The following is a 17,851-nucleotide window of genomic DNA, read 5'->3' as shown; positions in this document are numbered from 1 at the left end:
TTGGTATCGATTTTCATTACCAACTACTCTACAACGCGTGGATCCCGAAACGACCGGCACCACCCGGGTGCCCCTCACCCTGATCAGCGGCCTCGTCCCGGCGGCCACCGCGGACCTCGCCGAGCAGGTCCGCGCGGCCCGGCCCGGCACCGCGGTCGTGCACCACGACCTGCGCGAAATCCGCGGCGGGGTCGTGCGGCGGCGGCTGCAGCTGGGCGACCGCGACGAGACGACCGTCCTCGAACTCGCGCACGGCTGCGTGTCCTGCACCCTGCGGGAGGACCTGCTCCCCCTGCTGCGCCGCCTGGCCGGCACGCCCGGCGTGCGGCACATCGCGGTGCGGCTGGACGAGGCGATGGAGCCGGAGCCGGTGTGCTGGGCGATCCGGCACGTCCTCGTCGGCGACCGGCCGGTGAGCGACTTCGTGACGATCGACGGCGTGCACACGGTGCTCGACCGCGGCACCTGGCTGGCCGACGCCACCGGTGACGACACCCTGGAGGAGCGCGGGCTGCAGGCCAGCCAGGACGACGAGCGGACGGTCGCGCAGGTCGCGTTGTCGCAGGCCGAGTTCGCCGACGTGCTCGTGCTGACCGGCACCGCCGACGCCTGGACCGACGCGAAGACCGCGGCCGTGCTCGACCGCGTCGCCCCGGCGGCGTTGCGCACCTCGCGCCTGGCCGAGGTGCCCGCGGGCGCGCGGCGCGGCGAGGTGACCGACATGCACGGCCCGCTGTTGCACGGCGAGCCGCCGCTGGGCGCCGACTGCGGCGTGGCGACGCTGCTGTTCACCGCGCAGCGCCCGTTCCACCCGGAGCGCCTGCACGACGCGCTCGACGTGCTGCTGGACGGCGTCGTGCGCGCCCGCGGCCGGGTGTGGGTGGCCAGCCAGCCGGACATGGCGCTGTGGCTGGAGTCGGCCGGCGGTGGCCTGGGCGTCGGGCACGCCGGGCCGTGGCTGGACGCGCCGGACGGTCCGGCGTGGACGGACGTGTCCCCGGAGCGGCGGACGCTGGCGTCGCTGCGCTGGCACCCGGTGTTCGGCGACCGGGCCTCGGAGATCTTCGTCGTCACCGATCAGGCCACGCCGGCCGAGATCGAGGAGGCGCTGTCCGGGGCGCTGCTCACCGACGCCGAGCTCGCCGCCGGGCAGCGGGAGTGGCTGACCTACGACGACCCGTTCGGCGCCTGGCACGAGGAGCCGTGCGAAGAAACCGACGAGACGCAGGACGTGAACGTCACGTCCGGAACGGAGAAGCAGTGAAACCGGGCATCCATCCCGACTACCACCCGGTGGTGTTCCAGGACACCGCGACCGGGGACGGGTTCCTGACGCGGTCGACGATCACCTCGGACAAGACGATCGAGTGGCGCGACGGCAACACCTACCCGCTGGTGCTGGTCGACGTCAGCGCGTGGTCGCACCCGTTCTGGACGGGCGCGCGCCGGATCATGGACACCGCGGGCCAGGTGGAGAAGTTCCACCGCCGCTACGGAAGGCGGAAGTGATGGCCGTTCCCAAGCGCAAGATGTCGCGTAGCAACACCCGCCACCGCCGCGCCCAGTGGAAGGCGGTCAAGCCGGACCTGGTGCCGGTGGTGATCGACGGCAAGGAGCAGCTGGTGCCGCGCAGGCTGCTCGGCCACTTCCACCGGCTGGCCCGGTGAAGGTCACCGTTCTGTCGGGGTTCCTCGGTGCGGGGAAGACGACGCTGCTCAACCACGTGCTGGGCAACGTCGAGGGCCTGCGGGTCGCGGTGGTCGTCAACGACATGAGCGAGGTCAACATCGACGCCGCGCTCGTGCGCACGCAAGAGCGGCTCGTCGAGATGACCAACGGCTGCATCTGCTGCACCCTGCGGGACGACCTGCTGGAGGAGGTGGGCCGGCTGTGCGACGAGGGCCGCTTCGACCACGTGCTGATCGAGTCGAGCGGGATCTCCGAGCCGATGCCGGTCGCGGCGACGTTCACGTTCCTGCCGCGGGCGCGGCTGGACACCATGGTCACCGTGGTGGACGCGGTGAACTTCGCCCGCGAGCTGGACCGCGGGGACGGCCTGGCCGAGCGGTCGCTGGACCAGTACGACGGTGACGAGCGGACGGTCAGCGACCTGCTGATCGACCAGGTGGAGTTCGCCGACGTCCTGGTGCTGAACAAGACCGACCTGGTGGGCCCCGGCGAGCTGGCCCGGCTGGAGGCGCTGCTGCGGCGGCTGAACCCGGCGGCGGAGGTGATCCGGGCCGGCTTCGGGCGCGTGCCGGTGCGGGAGGTGCTCGGGACCGGCCGCTACGACGCCGAACGGGCGCAGCAGGCGCCCGGCTGGGTGGCCGAGCTGAACGGCGACCACGTGCCGGAGACCGAGGAGTACGGCATCTCCAGTGTCGTGTTCCGGGCGGACCGGCCGTTCCACCCGGGCCGGCTGTGGTCGTTCGTGACGCGGGACCTGGACTCCGGCCGGTTCGGGAAGGTGTTGCGCGCCAAGGGGTTCTTCGCGCTGGCGTCCCGTCCGGGCGTGGTGGGTCTGTGGTCGCAGGCCGGTTCGGTGGCGCGGTTCGAACCGCAGGGCAGCGGGCCCGCGCGGCAGGAGCTGGTGTTCATCGGGACGGGCCTGGACCACGCGGCACTGACGGCGGCGCTGGCGGATTGCCTCGGCGAGGAAGCGGGTCCCGACCCGTTCCCCGCCTGGGCGGTGCACGACCACGCGGCGCACTAGGGTCTCTGGACCTGGCATCGCCGCCTGGTCGGCGAAGGCGCCTGGGACGTGGTGCTGAAGCGGCGGCCGGCCGCGGCGGCTGGACCACCTGGCTACACCGTCTGGCCGAGGGCAACGGCCGCCCTCTGGTCCCTGGCCTGACCGCCGTCGGGCCAGGGACTCGCCGATGACCGAGCCGCTGATGTCCCAACCGCGGGTACCCGCCTCGGTAGCGGCCGCGCCCGCCGCCACCGAGTCCTCGGCAAGGCCAGCTCCTCCCGCACCATCCCCGCGACCTACGCCGACGCGCGAGCCAGGCGGTCATTCCCGGGCCCGGCGACCAGGCCCGGCATCGCAAGTGAAGCGGTTCCCGCGGCGGACGGCCACCTACCTTCGACGCCCGACGTCACCACCTGGACAACGGCACGACCACGCGGCGCACTAGTCCGGCCGGTACAGCATCCCGAGGAACTCGCGCAGCAGGCGTTCCCTCAGCGCCGGGTGGGCGGTGCCGAGCAGGGCGTTGATCCCGGCCATCCGGTCCGGCACCCCGGCCCCGCCGCCCAGGCCGGCCGCGGTGAGCAGGCCCTCGAACTGCTCGCCGGTCAGCGTGTCCGGGTCGAGGGCGGCGACGAACGCCGCCACGTTCTCGTCCACGGTGACCGGTCCGGCGTCCCGGGCGGCGGCGACCGACGCGGCGAGGTCGGCCAGGAACCCGGCCTCGCCACCCCGGTTCGCGGCCGTGACGGTGAGGTGCAGGTTCACCGGCGAGGACTCGTGGGCGAACTGCGGCTGCACGTACCAGCCGCGGGCCCGCATCTCGTCGGCGACGGTGAACAGGTCGAAGCCCGCGTCGCCGGCGGTGAGCGCGATCAGCGTCGAGTCCGGTTCGGCGAGCAGCCGCAGGCCGTCGACGCTCCTGATGCCCTCGGCCAGGGTCGTCACCGCGGCCAGCGTCTGCCGGGCGAGTTCGAGGTAGCCGTCGTCGCCGAGGTGCTCCAGCACGGCCCACGCGGCGGCGAGCGGGCCGCCGGAGCGGGTGGACTGGACGGTGCTGTTGAGCATCGTGTAGCCGGGCCAGTCCGCGCTGGCGAAGAAGTGCCCGCGCCGCAGATCCGCGTCGGCGTGCAGCAGCACCGACACGCCCTTCGGGACGTAGGCGTACTTGTGCAGGTCCACCGAGACGCTGGTGACGCCCTCGACGGCGAACCCGAACTCCGGCACCGGGCGGCCGAGCCGGCGGAAGTAGGGCAGGATCCAGCCGCCGATGCAGGCGTCCACGTGCATCCGCACCCCGCGCGCGGCGGCCGCGGCGGCGATCGGCGCGACCGGGTCGATCACGCCGTGGGCGTAGGACGGGGCACTGGCGACCACGAGCACCGTCGTGTCGTCGATGGCGGCCGCCATCGCGTCCGGATCGGCGCGGAAGGTGACCGGGTCGACGGGCACCACGACCGGCCGCACCCGGAACAGGTGCGCGGCCTTGTGGAACGCGGCGTGCGCGGTCGAGGGCAGCACCATGCTCGGCGCGGCGACGTCCGGGCGGCCCTCGCGCGCGGCGAGCACCGCGAGCAGGCACGACTCGGTGCCGCCGGAGGTCACCGCGCCGACCGTGGACGGCGTGCCGCCCACCAGGCGGGCGGTCGCGGCGACGAGGTCGTTCTCCAGGCGCCGCAAGCTGGGGAACGCCGTCGGGTCGAGACCGTTGGCGGCGGCGGCGAGCGCGTGGGCCTGCGCGGCCAGCTCGTCCACACCGGACAGCCCGCTGTCGTAGACGTAGGCCAGGGTGCGGCCGCCGTGGGTGGGCAGGTCTGCCGCGCGCAGCTCGCGCAGCCGGGCCAGGACCTCGCGGGCGGGTTTCATCGCGGCTCCAGGATCGACCGGCGCAGCAGCGGCAGGCCCGCCACCACGAGGATTCCGGGCAGCAGGGCGAACCCGAGCAGGATCGCGGTGACCGCGCTGCCCGGTTGCGCCGCCGAAGCGTCCACACTGGACACGTACCCGCCCGCGGACAGCACCAGCCCGAACAGGCCCGGCCCCAGCGCGAGGCCGAGGGTCTCCGACGCGGTCCACACCCCGGCGGTGACGCCGGCCCGGGTGGCGCCGGTGCGTTCCTCCTCGGCGCTGATCAGGTCCGGCAGGATCGCCAGCGGGAACACCTGGATCCCGGCGTAGCCGACCCCGGCCAGGGCCACGAACACGAACGACACGCCGACCGGCACCACCAGCGCGGCGCACAGGCCCGCGCACGCGACGCCGAAGGCGATGCAGGCGAACCGGAAGCCGGCCAGCTTGCCCCAGCGCGCGCCGATGCGCGGCCACAGCGGCATGGTCACCAGCGCGGGCAGCACGAACCCGACGAACAGGAACGTCTGCAGGTCCGCGTCGCCGAACACGTACCGGGAGGCGTAGTTGACCCCGGCGAGCAGCGTGGCCAGGCCGAGCGACTGGACGAAGTAGACACCCAGCAGCCACCGGAAGGCGCGCCACTGCCGCATCGTCGCGAGCAGGTCGCGCCAGCCCGGCGTCGGCGGGCGCAGGTTGCCCACCGGCGCGGTCCGGGTGCCCACGTACACCGCGATGGTGCCGAGGATCATGATCACGCCCATCACGACGCCCATGACGCGGTAGCCGGTGACGCCGCCGACCTGGTTGGTGATCTCGGGTGCGCCGCCGCCGGAGACCAGGATCGCGATCGCCAGCAGGCCGATGCGCCAGCTGGTCAGGCGGGTGCGCTCGTGGTAGTTCCCGGTCAGCTCGGCGGGCAGCGCGTTGTAGGGCACCTGGAAGAACGCGAACGCGGTGGCGCACAGGAAGAACGCGAGCACCACGTACCCGGCGTCCAGCGTGGTGCTGCCGAAGCCCGGGTGGGCGAAGATCGCCGCGAACAGCACCGCGACGCCGAGCCCGCCGAACAGCAGGAACGGGCGCCTGCTGCCCCGCCGGTTCAGGCTCGCGTCGGACAGCCGCCCGGCGACCGGGTTGAACAGGACGTCCCACGCCTTGGGCACCAGCACGATGGCCCCGGCGATCGCGCCCGGCACCGCCATCGTGTCGGTGAGGTAGGGCAGCAGCAGCAGGCCGGGCACCGTGCCGAACGCGCCGGTGACGAACGACCCGGCGGAGTAGCCGAGCCTGGTCTTGGCCGGTAGGGCGACCATGGTCCTCCGATCGACACCCCGATGATCGCCCGCATCGTGTCACCGATCACGCGCCCGGGTGAGCCCGGGGCGCGAATTCGTCACGAGACGACGAACGCGCGTGAGGTGCCGGTGAAGGGGGTGATCGTGCCGTCGAGTGCCTTCGCGTCGCCGAAGTGGACGACGCGGTACTTGCCGACCGGGGTGTCCGGCGGGATGTCCCAGGTGATCGTCGCCTTCGACTCGGCCAGGAAGGTGCGCGTCCAGCGGTACTTGGTGGCCCAGTCGCCGTCGTCGGCGTGCCGCACCCAGGCGCCGCCGTCCAGGCGCTGGATCTCGGCGAACGTGCCGTTCCGGTGCAGGTCGTTCTTCGGGTGGCCGGTGACGAACTCGACCACCACCTGCTCGCCCCGCCGGTAGCTGCCGCGCGCCTCGGTGAGCACGTCGCCGAACCGCTTGAGCAGCGGCGGCGAGTCGACCACCACGCCGGGCTGGAAGTTGAGCTGCGCGCCGGACAGGTCGCGTGGCACCGGGCCGTGCGGCACGCTCGCGCCGGTCCGCATCGCCGCGGCCAGGCGCGCGAACTCCTGCTGGTAGGCGGGCAGCGTGTAGCGGCCGAAGAGCGTGGACGCGCCCTCGTACTGTTGCGAGTCGTACTCCTCGGGCGTGGTCACGTATTGGCTGTAGGCGTTGGCGTAGCCCTGCATGATCACGTTCTCCAGTGGCACGCCGAGCTCGGCGGCGACGGTGCGGCGGATGCGCAGCCCGGCGACGATCGTGTACTCGGCGGGCCCGCCGACGAGGTAGAGCTGCCCGAGCCGCAGGATCTGCAGCGGCAGCACCTCCGGCGCCCACGGGTAGGGCTTCATCGCGCCGAAGGGCACCGCGATCACCTTGGGCGCGTGCGCGTCGGCGAGCGCCTGCGGGATCGGCGCGTCCATCCCGCCGAGCGCGTCGACGAAGGGGTTGCGCACGCCCTCCGGCAGCGGCAGGCCGGGGCCGTCCTCGGTGCTGCCGGCCAGCATCGACACGCCGATCGCGGCGGTGGCGGTGGTGTGCTGCCGTCCGTCCGGCGTGTAGCGGCCGTCGACGGTCACCTTCGACATGTCCACGTAGCAGAAGCGGAAGTCCAGCGGCCCGGCGAGGGGCGTGCGCGTGCTGTCGAAGGCGGTTTTGGCGGCGGTGAACTGGCGTTCGCCGATGATGCGGGTGTTGGTGAACTCGTCCTCGGTCGGGCCGGATCCCGGTTTCAGGTTGAGGTTCGGGGACATGTCGCCGGAGTTGGTCTGCGGGAAGCAGGCGACGAACTCCGGGGCGCCGTCGAGGGAGCGGGTGCCGCGGCCGTGTTCCCAGGCGTAGGCGGCGTAGCCCTTGTTGTCGCCGCTGATCAGCTTGTTCGCGTTGGTCATCGACGTGCCGTGGGTGGCGAACCAGGCGATGGCGCCGATGTCGCGGCCGCCCTGGCGGAACCGCAGCACGGTGACGGCCGGGTCGATGGCGAGCGGGAAGTGGTCCTTGTCCGCCTGGGGGTTCAGCTCGAACGCGGTGCGGGAGCGGTTGACGCTGGCGTCGGTCAGCTCGGTCCGGCCGAGGGTGATCGTGCCGGGGGCGAGGTCGTCGTGCGCCTGCTGGATCGCTTCGACGATGCCGTCGACCTGCGCGTCGTAGGTCTGCCGCTGGAAGCCCAGGATCGACAGGTTGTAGGCGGCGTACCAGGACGATCCGCCGCAGCCGGCGTGCGTGTGGGTGGCGTTGAGCAGCACGTTCTGCTCGGTGTAGAGGTCGCCGTAGCGCTGCGCGAGCCGGGCGAGCACCCCCTGGTGCACGGACTGGAACAGCGCGCCCACGTCGGCGGTGACGAACACGATCCGCCGCCCACCCGGCTCGGCGACGACGTAGGCGCGGGCACGGGTGCGCTGGTGGATGCCGGCGGTCTGCTGCTGCGGCATCGAGTAGCCCATCATGCCGCACTCGGCCGCGGGCCCGGTGACGTCGGAGATCCCGGCGCCGACGAGGTAGCCCTGCTGCGCGGTCGCCTGCGGGATGGCGAGCACTCCCGCGGCCAGCGGCGCCGCGGCCGCTCCGGCCAAGACGGTCCTGCGGCTCACCGGCATCGGCACACTCCTTCCAGACGTGAAGCCCTTTCAGATTTGACGGAGACTAGAGGAGGCCGCCCGGCGCTGCCAACCCTCGTCCGGGTGGATTCGCTACCCGATCACCTCAGCGATCCGCCGCAAGGTTCGCGCATCCCCGCGCAGCAGCAAGGTCGTCACCACCGTCTCCTCCCACGCGGCCAGCTCCGCCCGGATCTTCTCCGGCGGCCCGATCAGCGAGGTGTCCTCCACCAGCGACGTGGGGATCGCCGCGGCGGCCTCCTCCTTCCGCCCGGCGAGGTAGAGCTCCTGCACCTTCTCCGCGACGTCCGCATACCCGAGCCGGGCGAACACGTCCTTGTGGAAGTTCACCTGCCTGGCCCCCATGCCGCCGATGTAGAGCGCCAGCGACGGCTTGATGAACCCGGCCGCGGTCTCGACGTCGTCGTGCACGATGACCGGCACCGACGCGGCCACCTCGAAATCGGCCTGGGTGTGCCGGGCGCCGGGGCGCGCGAAGCCCTCGGCGAGCGCCTCGCGGTAGAACGCGTCGCTCTTCGGGGAGAAGAACAGCGGCAGCCAGCCGTCGCAGATCTCGGCCGCCAGCGCCACGTTCTTCGGCCCCTCCGCGGCCAGGTAGACGGGGATCTCCGGGCGCAGCGGGTGCACGGTGGACTTCAGCGGCTTGCCCAGCCCGGTCCCGTCCCGCAGCGGCAGCTGGTACTGCTCGCCGTCGAAGGTCACCGGCTCGCGGCGCGCCACCACCCGGCGCACGATCTCCACGTACTCCCGTGTCCGGGCCAGCGGCCGCGGGTACGGCTGCCCGTACCAGCCCTCCACCACCTGCGGGCCGGACGCGCCGAGGCCGAGGATGAACCGGCCGCCGGAGAGGTGGTCCAGGGTCATCGCGGCCATCGCGGTCGCGGTCGGGGTGCGGGCCGACATCTGGACGATGTTGGTGCCCAGCTTGACCCGCGAGGTCGCCGCGCCCCACCAGGCCAGCGGGGTCAGCGCGTCCGAGCCGTACCCCTCGGCGGTCCACACCGAGTCGAACCCCAGCTCCTCCGCGGCGCGGATCGCCTCGAGCGCGCCCTCCGGCGGACCGGAGGACCAGTAACCGATGTGATAGCCGAGCTTCACGACGCCTCCCGGGGAACGTAGTGGATGGGACTGTCCCGTTCGGACAGTGGTGGCAGGTTGCGCGCGGGGGTCTCCACCAGCGGGGCGTCCGCCGGGACCTCCCCGCGCACCCGGCGCCACGCCGCCCGGGCGCGCGGGTGGTAGCGGCGGTCGCGCGGCACGAACCGGAACGCCAGCCCGATCGCGCGGCCGGTGAGCCGGTGCAGCACCTCGCTGCGGCGCGACCACGAGTAGCCCAGCCGTGCCCGCACCGCCGGGTGGTACAGGCCGACGGTCCACCACACGAACGACTTGGCGATCCCGGCGCGCAGCACCCGCCACACCGGCTCCGGCATCCAAGACACGAACGGTGGCTTGGCGATCCCGCGGAGGTCGAGCACGTCCCGCGTGGCCTTGTTGTCCTCCAGGACCTCGGTGCACATGTGGTCCCAGTAGGACTGGAACTCCTCCCAGGTGGCCGGCACCGGCCGCATACTCAGCCCGTAGAGCCGGTACCACTGGATGTGCTCGTCGAACAGCCGCCGCTTGTCCGCCTCGCTGAGCCCGCCCATCATCCGCTCCGCGGCGACCACGGTGAGCATGAAGAACGTCGAGTGCGCCCAGTAGAACGTGCCCGGGTTCAGCGCGTGGTAGCGGCGGCCGCGGGAGTCCACGCCCTGGATCGTCTCGTGGTAGCCGCGCACCGCCCGCGCGGTCCCGGCCGCGCGCGGGCCGTCGTAGACCACGCCGCCGATCGGGTACAGCGAGCGGAACAGCCGCTGCCAGCGTTCGGCGAAGAACCGCGAGTGCTGCTCCACCCCGGCGCCGAGTTCGGGGTGCATGTTCTGCAACGAGCCCGCCCACAGTGCCATGAGCAGGGTCCGCCAGTCGCCGAAGTACTTCCACGTCAGGGACCCGGGGCCCAGGGGCTGCGCTGCCATGATCCGAACGCTACAATTGACAACACCTGTAGTCAATTGTGAGGGCGGATGGCGGAGAAGACCTGGGCGGGCACCACGCTGAGCGACCGCCGGGCGGCCCGGCGCGCCCAGCTGCTCGACGCGGGACTCGACCTGCTCGGCACCGCGGGCAGCGCCGCGGTGACCGTGCGCGCGGTGTGCCGGCAGGCCAGGCTCACCGAGCGCTACTTCTACGAGAACTTCGCCGACCGCGAGGAGCTGGTGGTCGCGGTCTACGAGCAGGTCGCCGCCGAGGCCCACCGCGCCCTCGCCGACGCGGTGCCGGACAGCCGGCGGGACCCGGCCGAGCGCGCCGAGGCGGCGGTCACCGCGTTCGTCGGGCTGATGCTCGACGATCCGCGCAAGGGCCGGGTCCTGCTGCTGGCGCCGATCACCGACCCGGCCCTGTCCGCCCGCGGCGTGGCGCTGCTGCCGGCCTTCGCCGGGCTGGTGCGGGAGCAGCTGCCCGAGCGGATGGACGCGCTGGAGAAGCAGCTGACCGCGATCGGCCTCGTCGGCGCGCTGACCCACCTGTTCACCGCCTACCTGTCCGGCACGCCGGAGATGTCCCGGGAGCGCCTCGTGGAGCACTGCGTCCGCCTGCTGGTGCGATCGTCCTAAGCGGACCTCTCTGCCCGGCACGCTCGAGCCACCGGCACCGCCGCGGGTTCTCAGGAGCCCCCTCGCGAGGACAGCGCCGACGTGGTGGTTGGCACTGTCGCGCGAAGCGCGTCCACCAGGGGTGGTGGTCGGGCCGGCGGGCGGGAATTCATGAGGAGGCGATCCCACAGCGAGGGGGCTGAGTCGGCCCAGCCGCGCGGAGCGCGTCCGTTGAGGGTGGTGGTGGGCTGGCGGGAGGGGCCACCACCCGCACCGCGACTCACGCCCTACCCGGATTTCTCCCCCGCGAGTTCGAGGGCGATGCCGATGATCATGTCCTCCTGACCGCCGACGTAGCGCCGCTCCCCCACCCGGTACAGGATTTCGTGGGCGGGCACCCCGTACCGCTCGGCGGCGCGCTCGGCGTGCAGCAGGAAGCTGGAGTACACCCCGGCGAACCCCTGCACGATCGACGACCGGTCCATCACCGGCAGCCGCGTGATGAACGGCTTGACCACGTTCTCCGCGGCGTCCATCAGCACGTCCTTGTCCACCCCGGTCTGGACGCCCAGCCGCTCGAACACCGCGGCGAGCACCTCGGTCGGCGAGTTGCCGGCCCCGGCGCCGAGCGCGACGAGCGAGCCGTCGATCTGCTTCGCCCCCGCCCGATAGGCAAGCACCGAGTTCGCCACGCCGAAGCTGAGGTTCTGGTGGCCGTGGTAGCCCACCTGCGCCGCGTCGCCGAACTCGGCGGCCAGCGCGGCCACCCGGTCGGCGGCTTCCTCCAGGATCAGCGCGCCGGCGGAGTCCACCACGTACACGCACTGGCATCCGGCGTCGACCATGATCCGGCCCTGCTTCGCGAGGGTCTCCGGCGTGGCCATGTGCGACAGCATCAGGAATCCGACGGTCTCCAGCCCCAGCGTGCGCGCCTCGGTGAAGTGCTGGATCGACACGTCAGCTTCGGTGCAGTGCGTGGCGATCCGCACCGCGCCCGCGCCCAGGTCGGCGGCGGCCTTCAGGTCGCTGACCGTGCCCAGGCCGGGCAGCAGCAGCACGGCGATCGTGGCCCGCTCGGCCTCGTCGACGGCGGCGGCGATCAGCTTGCGCTCGTCGACCAGGGAGAAGCCGTAGTTGAAGGTCGATCCGCCGAGGCCGTCGCCGTGGGTCACCTCGATCAGCGAGATCCCGGCGGTGTCCAGCGCGCGCACGGTGTCCCGCACGTTGGCCTCGGTGAACTGGTGGGCCATGGCGTGGCTGCCGTCGCGCAGGCTCGTGTCGACGAGCCGCACCTCCCGCTCGGTCATGCCGGCACCTCCTGCGCGCGGTTGGCGGCCAGCAGCTCACCCACGCGGGCCGCGGCGGCGGTCATGATGTCCAGGTTCCCGGCGTAGGGCGGCAGGTAGTCGCCGTTGCCGGCGACCTCGAGGAACACCGCGACCCGGGCCCGGCCCCGCCAGTCCGGCCGCGGGTCGTCGAACTGCGGCGCCGCCTTGAGCGTGTAGCCGGGGACGTACTCCTGCACGTCGGCGACCATCCGCTCGATCGACGCGGTGATCGCGTCGCGGTCGGCGTCCGGCGAGATCGCGCAGAACACGGTGTCGCGCATGATGAGCGGCGGTTCGACCGGGTTGATGATGATGATCGCCTTGCCCTTCGCGGCGCCGCCGACGATCTCCAGGCCGCGGGCGGTGGTCTCGGTGAACTCGTCGATGTTGGCGCGCGTGCCCGGACCGGCCGACCGCGAGGACACCGACGCCACGATCTCGGCGTAGGGCACCTCGGTGACGCGGGAGACGGCATGCACGATCGGGATCGTGGCCTGCCCGCCGCAGGTGATCATGTTGTAGTTCGCCGCGCCCAGCTGGTCCGGCAGGTCCACCGCGGGGCAGGTGAACGGGCCGACCGCGGCCGGGGTCAGGTCGACGGCCTGGATGCCGGCCTCGGCGTAGCGCGGGGCGTTGGCGAGGTGCGCCTTGGCGGAGGTGGCCTCGAAGACGATGTCCGGCAGCTCGTCGCGGGACAGCAGCCAGTCCACGCCCTCGGCCGAGGTGTCCACGCCCAGCGCGGCCGCCCGCTTCAGGCCGTCGGAGGCCGGGTCCACCCCGACCATGTACGCGACCTCGATGTGCTCGCTGCGCCGCAGCTTGACGAGCAGATCGGTGCCGATGTTGCCGGGTCCGACGATCGCGGCCCGTGCCTTCCGGGTGCTCATGCGCCCTCCTTCCGGGGTCGGCTCCACGGTGCGCGCCGGACTGCGGCACACTCAACGCATGTGTGCCGCTGAGCGGGACGACGGGATGACCGCGGCGCGGATCGCCGCGCTGCTCGGCGCGTTCCGGCCCGGAGACCGGGCGCTGGGCGCGTCCGAGCTGGCGCGCCGCACCGGCGTGCCGAAGTCGTCGGTGCACCGGCTGACCGGGCACCTGGTCACGCAGGGCCTGCTGGAGCGCGACGGCACCGCGGTGCGGCTCGGGCTGCGGCTGTTCGAGATCGGGCAGCTGGCCGGGCGGGAGCGCGGGCTCGTCGACGCCGCCCGCCCCTACCTGGCCGATCTGCGTGAGGCCACGCGCAACACGGTGCACCTGGCGGTGCTGGAGGGCACCGAGGTGGTGTACCTCGACATCGTGCGGGGGCCGGACGCGCCGGCGCTGCCGTCCCGCATCGGCGGCCGGTTCCCCGCGCACGCCACGGCGGTGGGCAAGGCGATCCTGGCGCACTCCCCCGCGTCCGTGCTGGAGACCGTGCTGGCGGCGGGGCTGACCAGGGTGGGCCCGCGCACGATCACCGCGCCGGGGCTGCTGCGGCGGCAGCTGACCCGGATCCGCGACGAGGGGGTCGCCTACGAGCGGGAGGAATCCGGGGTGGGCGTAACCTGTGCAGCCAGTCCAGTGCTCGACGCGACCGGTCGGGCACGGGCCGCGATTTCGATCTCGGGCTGGAGCAACCGGGTCCGGGTCGAGCGCGTCTCTCCAGCGGTGCGCACGGCGGCTCTCGCTTTGTCGCGGGCCTTGCCGTAGGGTCTCGCGCACCAGCGGGGAAGATCGACACGTAGGTCTCGTGGCGCTCGCCGGGCCACGGGGATGTTAGGGAGGATTGGCGTGACCACCGCGACCACCCAGGTAGACGACCTTCGGCTCGTGGCGGCGCCGACCGCCGTCAGCTGCGCCGAGATGTTCGTCCGTTTCGCCCTCCTGGAGTGGAAACTACGCCCGCTGGCCGACGACGCGGCGACCGTCATCCGGCACCTGGTGCGGTCCTCGGTGGACGGGGCGGACCGGCGATCGCCCCGCTTCCTGACCGTCCGGCTGCGCCTGCACCGCGACGTGGTGGTCGTCGAACTCGACGACGACCGCCCCGGCGAACCCCCCGAACTGCCCGGCTGGACCATCAACACCGTCGCCCTGCCCGGCGGGCACCGCACCGCGTGGTGCGAGCTGCCGCTGCCCGCCGGGGTGACCGGAGCCCTCCCGACGCGTTCCCCGCACCGCCTGCCCAGCCCCGCGACCGAGTACCCGGCCGAGGAGCCGCTGCCGGAGCCCGACTTCCTGGACTCGCAGATCCTGCAGCGCGTGCTGCACGGACTCAACGGTTCCGCACGATAGCGCTTTCCGCGGGCGGGCCGGACAGCGCTTCCCGGGAGCGGTGCGCGGCGCCGGTCGCGCGGGACCACCGCGGCCGGTGCCGCCGCCGCGCGGGTCAGGCGAGTCCGCGCAGCGCCTGCGCCGGCGGGCGCTCCCCGGCGATCGTCGCCACCATTTCCAGGACCCGGCGCGTCTGCTGGACCTCGTGGACGCGGAACACCTGCGCCCCGTCCCGCGCGGCGAGCGCCGTCGCGGCCAGGGTGCCGTCCAGGCGCTCCGTGATGCCCGCGCCCAGGGTCTCCCCCACGAAGTCCTTGTTGGACAGTGCCATGAGGACCGGCCAGCCGGTCGCCGTCAGGTCGCGCGCGTGCCGCAGCAGCGCCAGGCTGTGCCAGGTGTTCTTGCCGAAGTCGTGCGTCGGGTCGATCAGGACGCCGCCGCGGGGCACGCCGAGCGCCACGACCTCCTCGGCGCGGCGGGTGAGCTCCTCGATCACCTGCCCCACCACGTCCTCGTAACGCACGCGGAACGGGCGCGTCCGCGGCACCGCTCCCCCGGTGTGCGAGCACACGTACCCGGCGCCGAACTCGGCCGCGACCTCCGCCAGCCGGGGGTCGGCGCCGGCCCAGGTGTCGTTGAGCAGGTCCGCCCCGGCCTCGCAGGCCAGGCGCCCCACCTCGTGCCGCCAGGTGTCCACGCTGATCACCAGGTCCGGGTGCCGGCGCCGGATCTCGGCCACGAACGGCACCACCCGGCGGGTCTCCTCGGCGACGCCGACGTCGCTGCCCGGGCCGGCCTTGACCCCGCCGATGTCCACGATGTCGGCACCTTCGGCGACGGCTCGGTCGACGGCCGCGAGGGCGTCCGGATCGGCGAAGGACGCGCCCCGGTCGTAGAACGAATCGGGGGTGCGGTTCACGATCGCCATCACGAGCGCGCGGTCGGAGACGACGCGCCGCCCGCGGAAGACCAAGTCGACTGCCACGAGTTCATCATGCCTGCCGTGGCGGGGGCGCGATAACGCGCGTTATGCCCTAAGTTGCTTCCAGAAGAGCGAAGGGGGTGCGCGGATGGCCACCCGGCACGGCCCGGCGGGCCCGGCGGACAGCCACAGCAGGGAGCGGTTCCTGCAGGCCGCGCTGACGGTTCTCCTCGAGCATGGCGTGTCCGGGCTGACGGTGCGCAGCGTCGCCGAGGCGGCCGGCACGTCGACGATCGGGGTCTACACGCGCTTCGGCGGCCGCAACGGGGTGCTGGACGCCTTGTACGAGCGCACTTTCGAGATGCTGCACGAGAAGTTCGTGGCCGTGCCGCGGGTTCCCGGCGACCCGGCCGCGGGGATCCTCGCGCTGGCCCGGGCCTACCGCCGGTTCGCGCTGGACAGCCCGGCGCGGTACTCGTTCATGTTCGAGCAGTCGGTGCCCGGGTTCGACCCGGACCCGGATCTGCGGTCGTTCGCCCAGCGCGGCACCTTCGACCTGCTCGTGGACCGCGTGGCGCCGGCGACACCGCCCGGCCGCGATCCGAACGTCACCGGCTACCTGATCTGGACGACGATGCACGGGCTGGTGAGCGTCGAGCTGACGCACCGCGCGCGCAACCCGCCGCCGAAGTGGTTCATCGCGACGACGGACACCGCCTACGACGACATCTTCGGCGCCGGCATCCGCGCGATGCTCAACGGACTGGACCTCGACCTCGGCTGATCCGCGCCCGCTCACGGCCCACGCCCCGCACCTACCCGGGCACACGGACTCGCGCGCACGGGACGCCGAACTCCCCCACCGGAGCGTGGGACACGCCCGCCGGAGCGTGGAACTCGCCCGCCGGAGCGTGGAACTCGCCCGCCGGAGCGTGGAACTCGCCCGCCGGAGCGTGGAACTCGCGCGCACCGAACGCAGAACTCGCCCGCCGGAGCGTGGGACTCGCGGGCGGGTGAGACGAACGTGGCCCCCGGTCTCCGCAGAGAACCGGGGGCCACGAATCGATCAGTCAGCCTGAGCTACGCGCTCACGCGCCGCCCGACAGCTTCTCGCGCAGGGCCGCGAGCTGCTCGTCGCTGGCGAGGGTGCCGCCGCTGCGCTGCTCCGCGCCGCCACCGGTCGAGCTGTAGTTCTGCTCGCCGCCGCCGACCGGGCCGCCGGTGGCCTCCTCGGCCGCCGCCTGGGCGCTGGCCTCGGCAGCCTTGGCGATCTGCCGCATGTGGGCCTCGTAGCGGGCGTGCGCCTCGGCGTACTGGCGCTCCCACTCCTCACGCTGCTTGTCGTAGCCTTCCTGCCACTCCTGCGTGTCGGGGTCGAAGCCCTCGGGGTAGATGTAGTTGCCCTGGTCGTCGTACTCGGCGGCCATGCCGTACTGGGTCGGGTCGAACTCGGTGTCGGTGGTGAAGCCCTCGTTCGCCTGCTTCAGCGACAGCGAGATCCGGCGGCGCTCCAGGTCGATGTCGATGACCTTGACCATGACCTCGGTGCCGACCTGCACGACCTGCTCCGGGATCTCCACGTGGCGCTCGGCCAGCTCGGAGATGTGCACCAGGCCCTCGATGCCCTCCTCGACGCGGACGAACGCGCCGAACGGGACGAGCTTGGTGACCTTGCCCGGCACGATCTGGCCGATCGCGTGGGTGCGGGCGAACTGGCGCCACGGGTCTTCCTGGGTCGCCTTCAGCGACAGGGACACGCGCTCGCGGTCCATGTCGACGTCCAGCACCTCGACGGTGACCTCCTGGCCGACCTCGACGACCTCGGACGGGTGGTCGATGTGCTTCCAGGACAGCTCCGAGACGTGCACCAGACCGTCGACGCCGCCGAGGTCGACGAACGCGCCGAAGTTGACGATCGAGGACACGACGCCCTTGCGGACCTGGCCCTTGGCCAGCGCGTTGAGGAACTCGCTGCGGACCTCGGACTGGGTCTGCTCGAGGTAGGCGCGGCGGGACAGGACCACGTTGTTGCGGTTCTTGTCCAGCTCGATGATCTTCGCCTCGAGCTCGCGGCCGACGTAGGGCTGCAGGTCCCGCACGCGGCGCATCTCCACCAGGGAGGCGGGCAGGAAGCCCCGCAGGCCGATGTCCAGGATCAGGCCGCCCTTGACGACCTCGATGACGGTGCCCTTGACGGGCTCGTCCTTCTCCTTGAGCTCCTCGATCGTGCCCCAGGCGCGCTCGTACTGGGCGCGCTTCTTGGACAGGATCAGCCGGCCTTCCTTGTCCTCCTTCTGGAGGACGAGGGCCTCGACCTCGTCACCGACGCTGACGACCTCGCCGGGATCGACATCGTGCTTGATGGACAGCTCACGCGAGGGGATGACGCCCTCGGTCTTGTAACCGATGTCGAGCAGCACCTCGTCGCGGTCGACCTTGACGATGGTGCCCTCAACGATATCGCCGTCGTTGAAGTACTTGATCGTCTTGTCGATCGCGGCGAGGAAGTCTTCCTCCGACCCGATGTCGTTGACGGCGACCTGGGCGGCGCCGGACGTCGGGGCGGTGGTGGTGTCGGTGGTCATTAGGTGGGTTGCTCCGGTTGGTTTACGGCTCGAGTAGGTTTGCAGTTTGCGTGCGCGGCGAGCGTACGACGGCAACCATGAGCAAACGTTCACAACGGAACGGCCGCGGAGCATCACCGCCGACGGTGCGCGACCCGGAACCCGGCTCAGCTCTGCC

General features: G+C 72.5%; 17 protein-coding genes. 8 read left to right on the top strand and 9 right to left on the bottom strand.

Annotation, left to right across the window (positions count from 1 at the left end):
• The first annotated feature begins 37 nt into the window (after window positions 1–37).
• The 4 genes from mrf to L1857_RS17805 are packed head-to-tail and all read left to right on the top strand — an operon-like array spanning window position 38 to window position 2,713.
• Window positions 38–1,264, top strand: coding sequence for a ribosome hibernation factor-recruiting GTPase MRF (gene mrf, locus L1857_RS17820; RefSeq protein WP_249465674.1), 1,227 nt, complete (start codon window positions 38–40; stop codon window positions 1,262–1,264).
• On the top strand, window positions 1,261–1,509 hold the full coding sequence (locus tag L1857_RS17815; protein WP_116113399.1) for a type B 50S ribosomal protein L31: 249 nt from the start codon (window positions 1,261–1,263) through the stop codon (window positions 1,507–1,509). Before mrf ends, L1857_RS17815 begins: the two co-directional genes overlap by 4 nt.
• A complete protein-coding gene (gene rpmF, locus L1857_RS17810) occupies window positions 1,509–1,667 on the top strand; it encodes a 50S ribosomal protein L32 (RefSeq protein WP_094005288.1) in 159 nt (52 codons plus the stop codon). Before L1857_RS17815 ends, rpmF begins: the two co-directional genes overlap by 1 nt.
• Complete coding sequence (locus L1857_RS17805; protein WP_094005287.1) at window positions 1,664–2,713, top strand: GTP-binding protein; 1,050 nt, start codon at window positions 1,664–1,666, stop codon at window positions 2,711–2,713. Before rpmF ends, L1857_RS17805 begins: the two co-directional genes overlap by 4 nt.
• Window positions 2,714–3,133: 420 nt before the next feature.
• Here the strand turns inward: L1857_RS17805 and L1857_RS17800 are convergent, their stop codons facing one another.
• From L1857_RS17800 to L1857_RS17780, 5 genes are all read right to left on the bottom strand, one after another.
• Complete coding sequence (locus tag L1857_RS17800; RefSeq protein ID WP_249465673.1) at window positions 3,134–4,555, bottom strand: pyridoxal phosphate-dependent decarboxylase family protein; 1,422 nt, start codon at window positions 4,553–4,555, stop codon at window positions 3,134–3,136.
• Window positions 4,552–5,853 (bottom strand): MFS transporter, encoded by a 1,302-nt coding sequence (locus tag L1857_RS17795; RefSeq protein WP_094009179.1) that lies wholly within the window; start codon window positions 5,851–5,853, stop codon window positions 4,552–4,554. The genes L1857_RS17800 and L1857_RS17795 overlap by 4 nt, the downstream gene beginning before the upstream one ends.
• An 80-nt stretch (window positions 5,854–5,933) precedes the next feature.
• Window positions 5,934–7,946, bottom strand: coding sequence for a neutral/alkaline ceramidase (locus tag L1857_RS17790; RefSeq protein ID WP_116113392.1), 2,013 nt, complete (start codon window positions 7,944–7,946; stop codon window positions 5,934–5,936).
• Between the two features lie 93 nt (window positions 7,947–8,039).
• A complete protein-coding gene (locus tag L1857_RS17785; RefSeq protein ID WP_116113389.1) occupies window positions 8,040–9,065 on the bottom strand; it encodes an LLM class F420-dependent oxidoreductase in 1,026 nt (341 codons plus the stop codon).
• Entirely contained in the window at window positions 9,062–9,985 is a 924-nt protein-coding gene (locus L1857_RS17780) for an oxygenase MpaB family protein (protein ID WP_094009182.1), read from the bottom strand. Before L1857_RS17780 ends, L1857_RS17785 begins: the two co-directional genes overlap by 4 nt.
• 48 nt (window positions 9,986–10,033) lie before the next feature.
• Between L1857_RS17780 and L1857_RS17775 the strand changes: the two genes are divergently transcribed.
• Window positions 10,034–10,624, top strand: coding sequence for a TetR/AcrR family transcriptional regulator (locus L1857_RS17775; protein WP_094009183.1), 591 nt, complete (start codon window positions 10,034–10,036; stop codon window positions 10,622–10,624).
• A gap of 266 nt (window positions 10,625–10,890) precedes the next feature.
• Here L1857_RS17775 and dmpG read toward each other — a convergent pair whose 3' ends face one another.
• The gene (gene dmpG, locus L1857_RS17770) at window positions 10,891–11,910 is read right to left on the bottom strand and encodes a 4-hydroxy-2-oxovalerate aldolase (RefSeq protein ID WP_116113387.1); all 1,020 of its coding nucleotides are present in this window, start codon (window positions 11,908–11,910) and stop codon (window positions 10,891–10,893) included.
• Window positions 11,907–12,818 (bottom strand): acetaldehyde dehydrogenase (acetylating), encoded by a 912-nt coding sequence (locus L1857_RS17765; protein WP_116113384.1) that lies wholly within the window; start codon window positions 12,816–12,818, stop codon window positions 11,907–11,909. Before L1857_RS17765 ends, dmpG begins: the two co-directional genes overlap by 4 nt.
• A gap of 58 nt (window positions 12,819–12,876) precedes the next feature.
• Between L1857_RS17765 and L1857_RS17760 the strand changes: the two genes are divergently transcribed.
• Together L1857_RS17760 and L1857_RS17755 are read left to right on the top strand one after the other, a co-directional pair.
• Window positions 12,877–13,623: an IclR family transcriptional regulator gene (locus L1857_RS17760; RefSeq protein ID WP_240323363.1), complete on the top strand. Its 747-nt coding sequence runs from the start codon at window positions 12,877–12,879 to the stop codon at window positions 13,621–13,623.
• An 81-nt stretch (window positions 13,624–13,704) separates the two neighbouring features.
• The gene (locus tag L1857_RS17755; protein ID WP_094009187.1) at window positions 13,705–14,208 is read left to right on the top strand and encodes a hypothetical protein; all 504 of its coding nucleotides are present in this window, start codon (window positions 13,705–13,707) and stop codon (window positions 14,206–14,208) included.
• A 94-nt stretch (window positions 14,209–14,302) separates the two neighbouring features.
• On the opposite strand, the gene folP is transcribed toward L1857_RS17755, so the two are convergent.
• Window positions 14,303–15,115, bottom strand: coding sequence for a dihydropteroate synthase (folP, locus tag L1857_RS17750; RefSeq protein ID WP_198958410.1), 813 nt, complete (start codon window positions 15,113–15,115; stop codon window positions 14,303–14,305).
• Between the two features lie 142 nt (window positions 15,116–15,257).
• Between folP and L1857_RS17745 the strand changes: the two genes are divergently transcribed.
• A complete protein-coding gene (locus tag L1857_RS17745) occupies window positions 15,258–15,893 on the top strand; it encodes a TetR/AcrR family transcriptional regulator (protein ID WP_094009189.1) in 636 nt (211 codons plus the stop codon).
• A 304-nt stretch (window positions 15,894–16,197) separates the two neighbouring features.
• On the opposite strand, the gene rpsA is transcribed toward L1857_RS17745, so the two are convergent.
• Complete coding sequence (gene rpsA / locus L1857_RS17740) at window positions 16,198–17,694, bottom strand: 30S ribosomal protein S1 (RefSeq protein WP_094009190.1); 1,497 nt, start codon at window positions 17,692–17,694, stop codon at window positions 16,198–16,200.
• Window positions 17,695–17,851: the final 157 nt, after the last annotated feature.

The sequence above is a fragment of the Amycolatopsis thermalba genome, from assembly GCF_023376025.1.
In the GTDB taxonomy this organism is placed as follows: domain Bacteria; phylum Actinomycetota; class Actinomycetes; order Mycobacteriales; family Pseudonocardiaceae; genus Amycolatopsis_E; species Amycolatopsis_E thermalba.
This window is presented reverse-complemented; position numbering and strand designations above follow the sequence as displayed.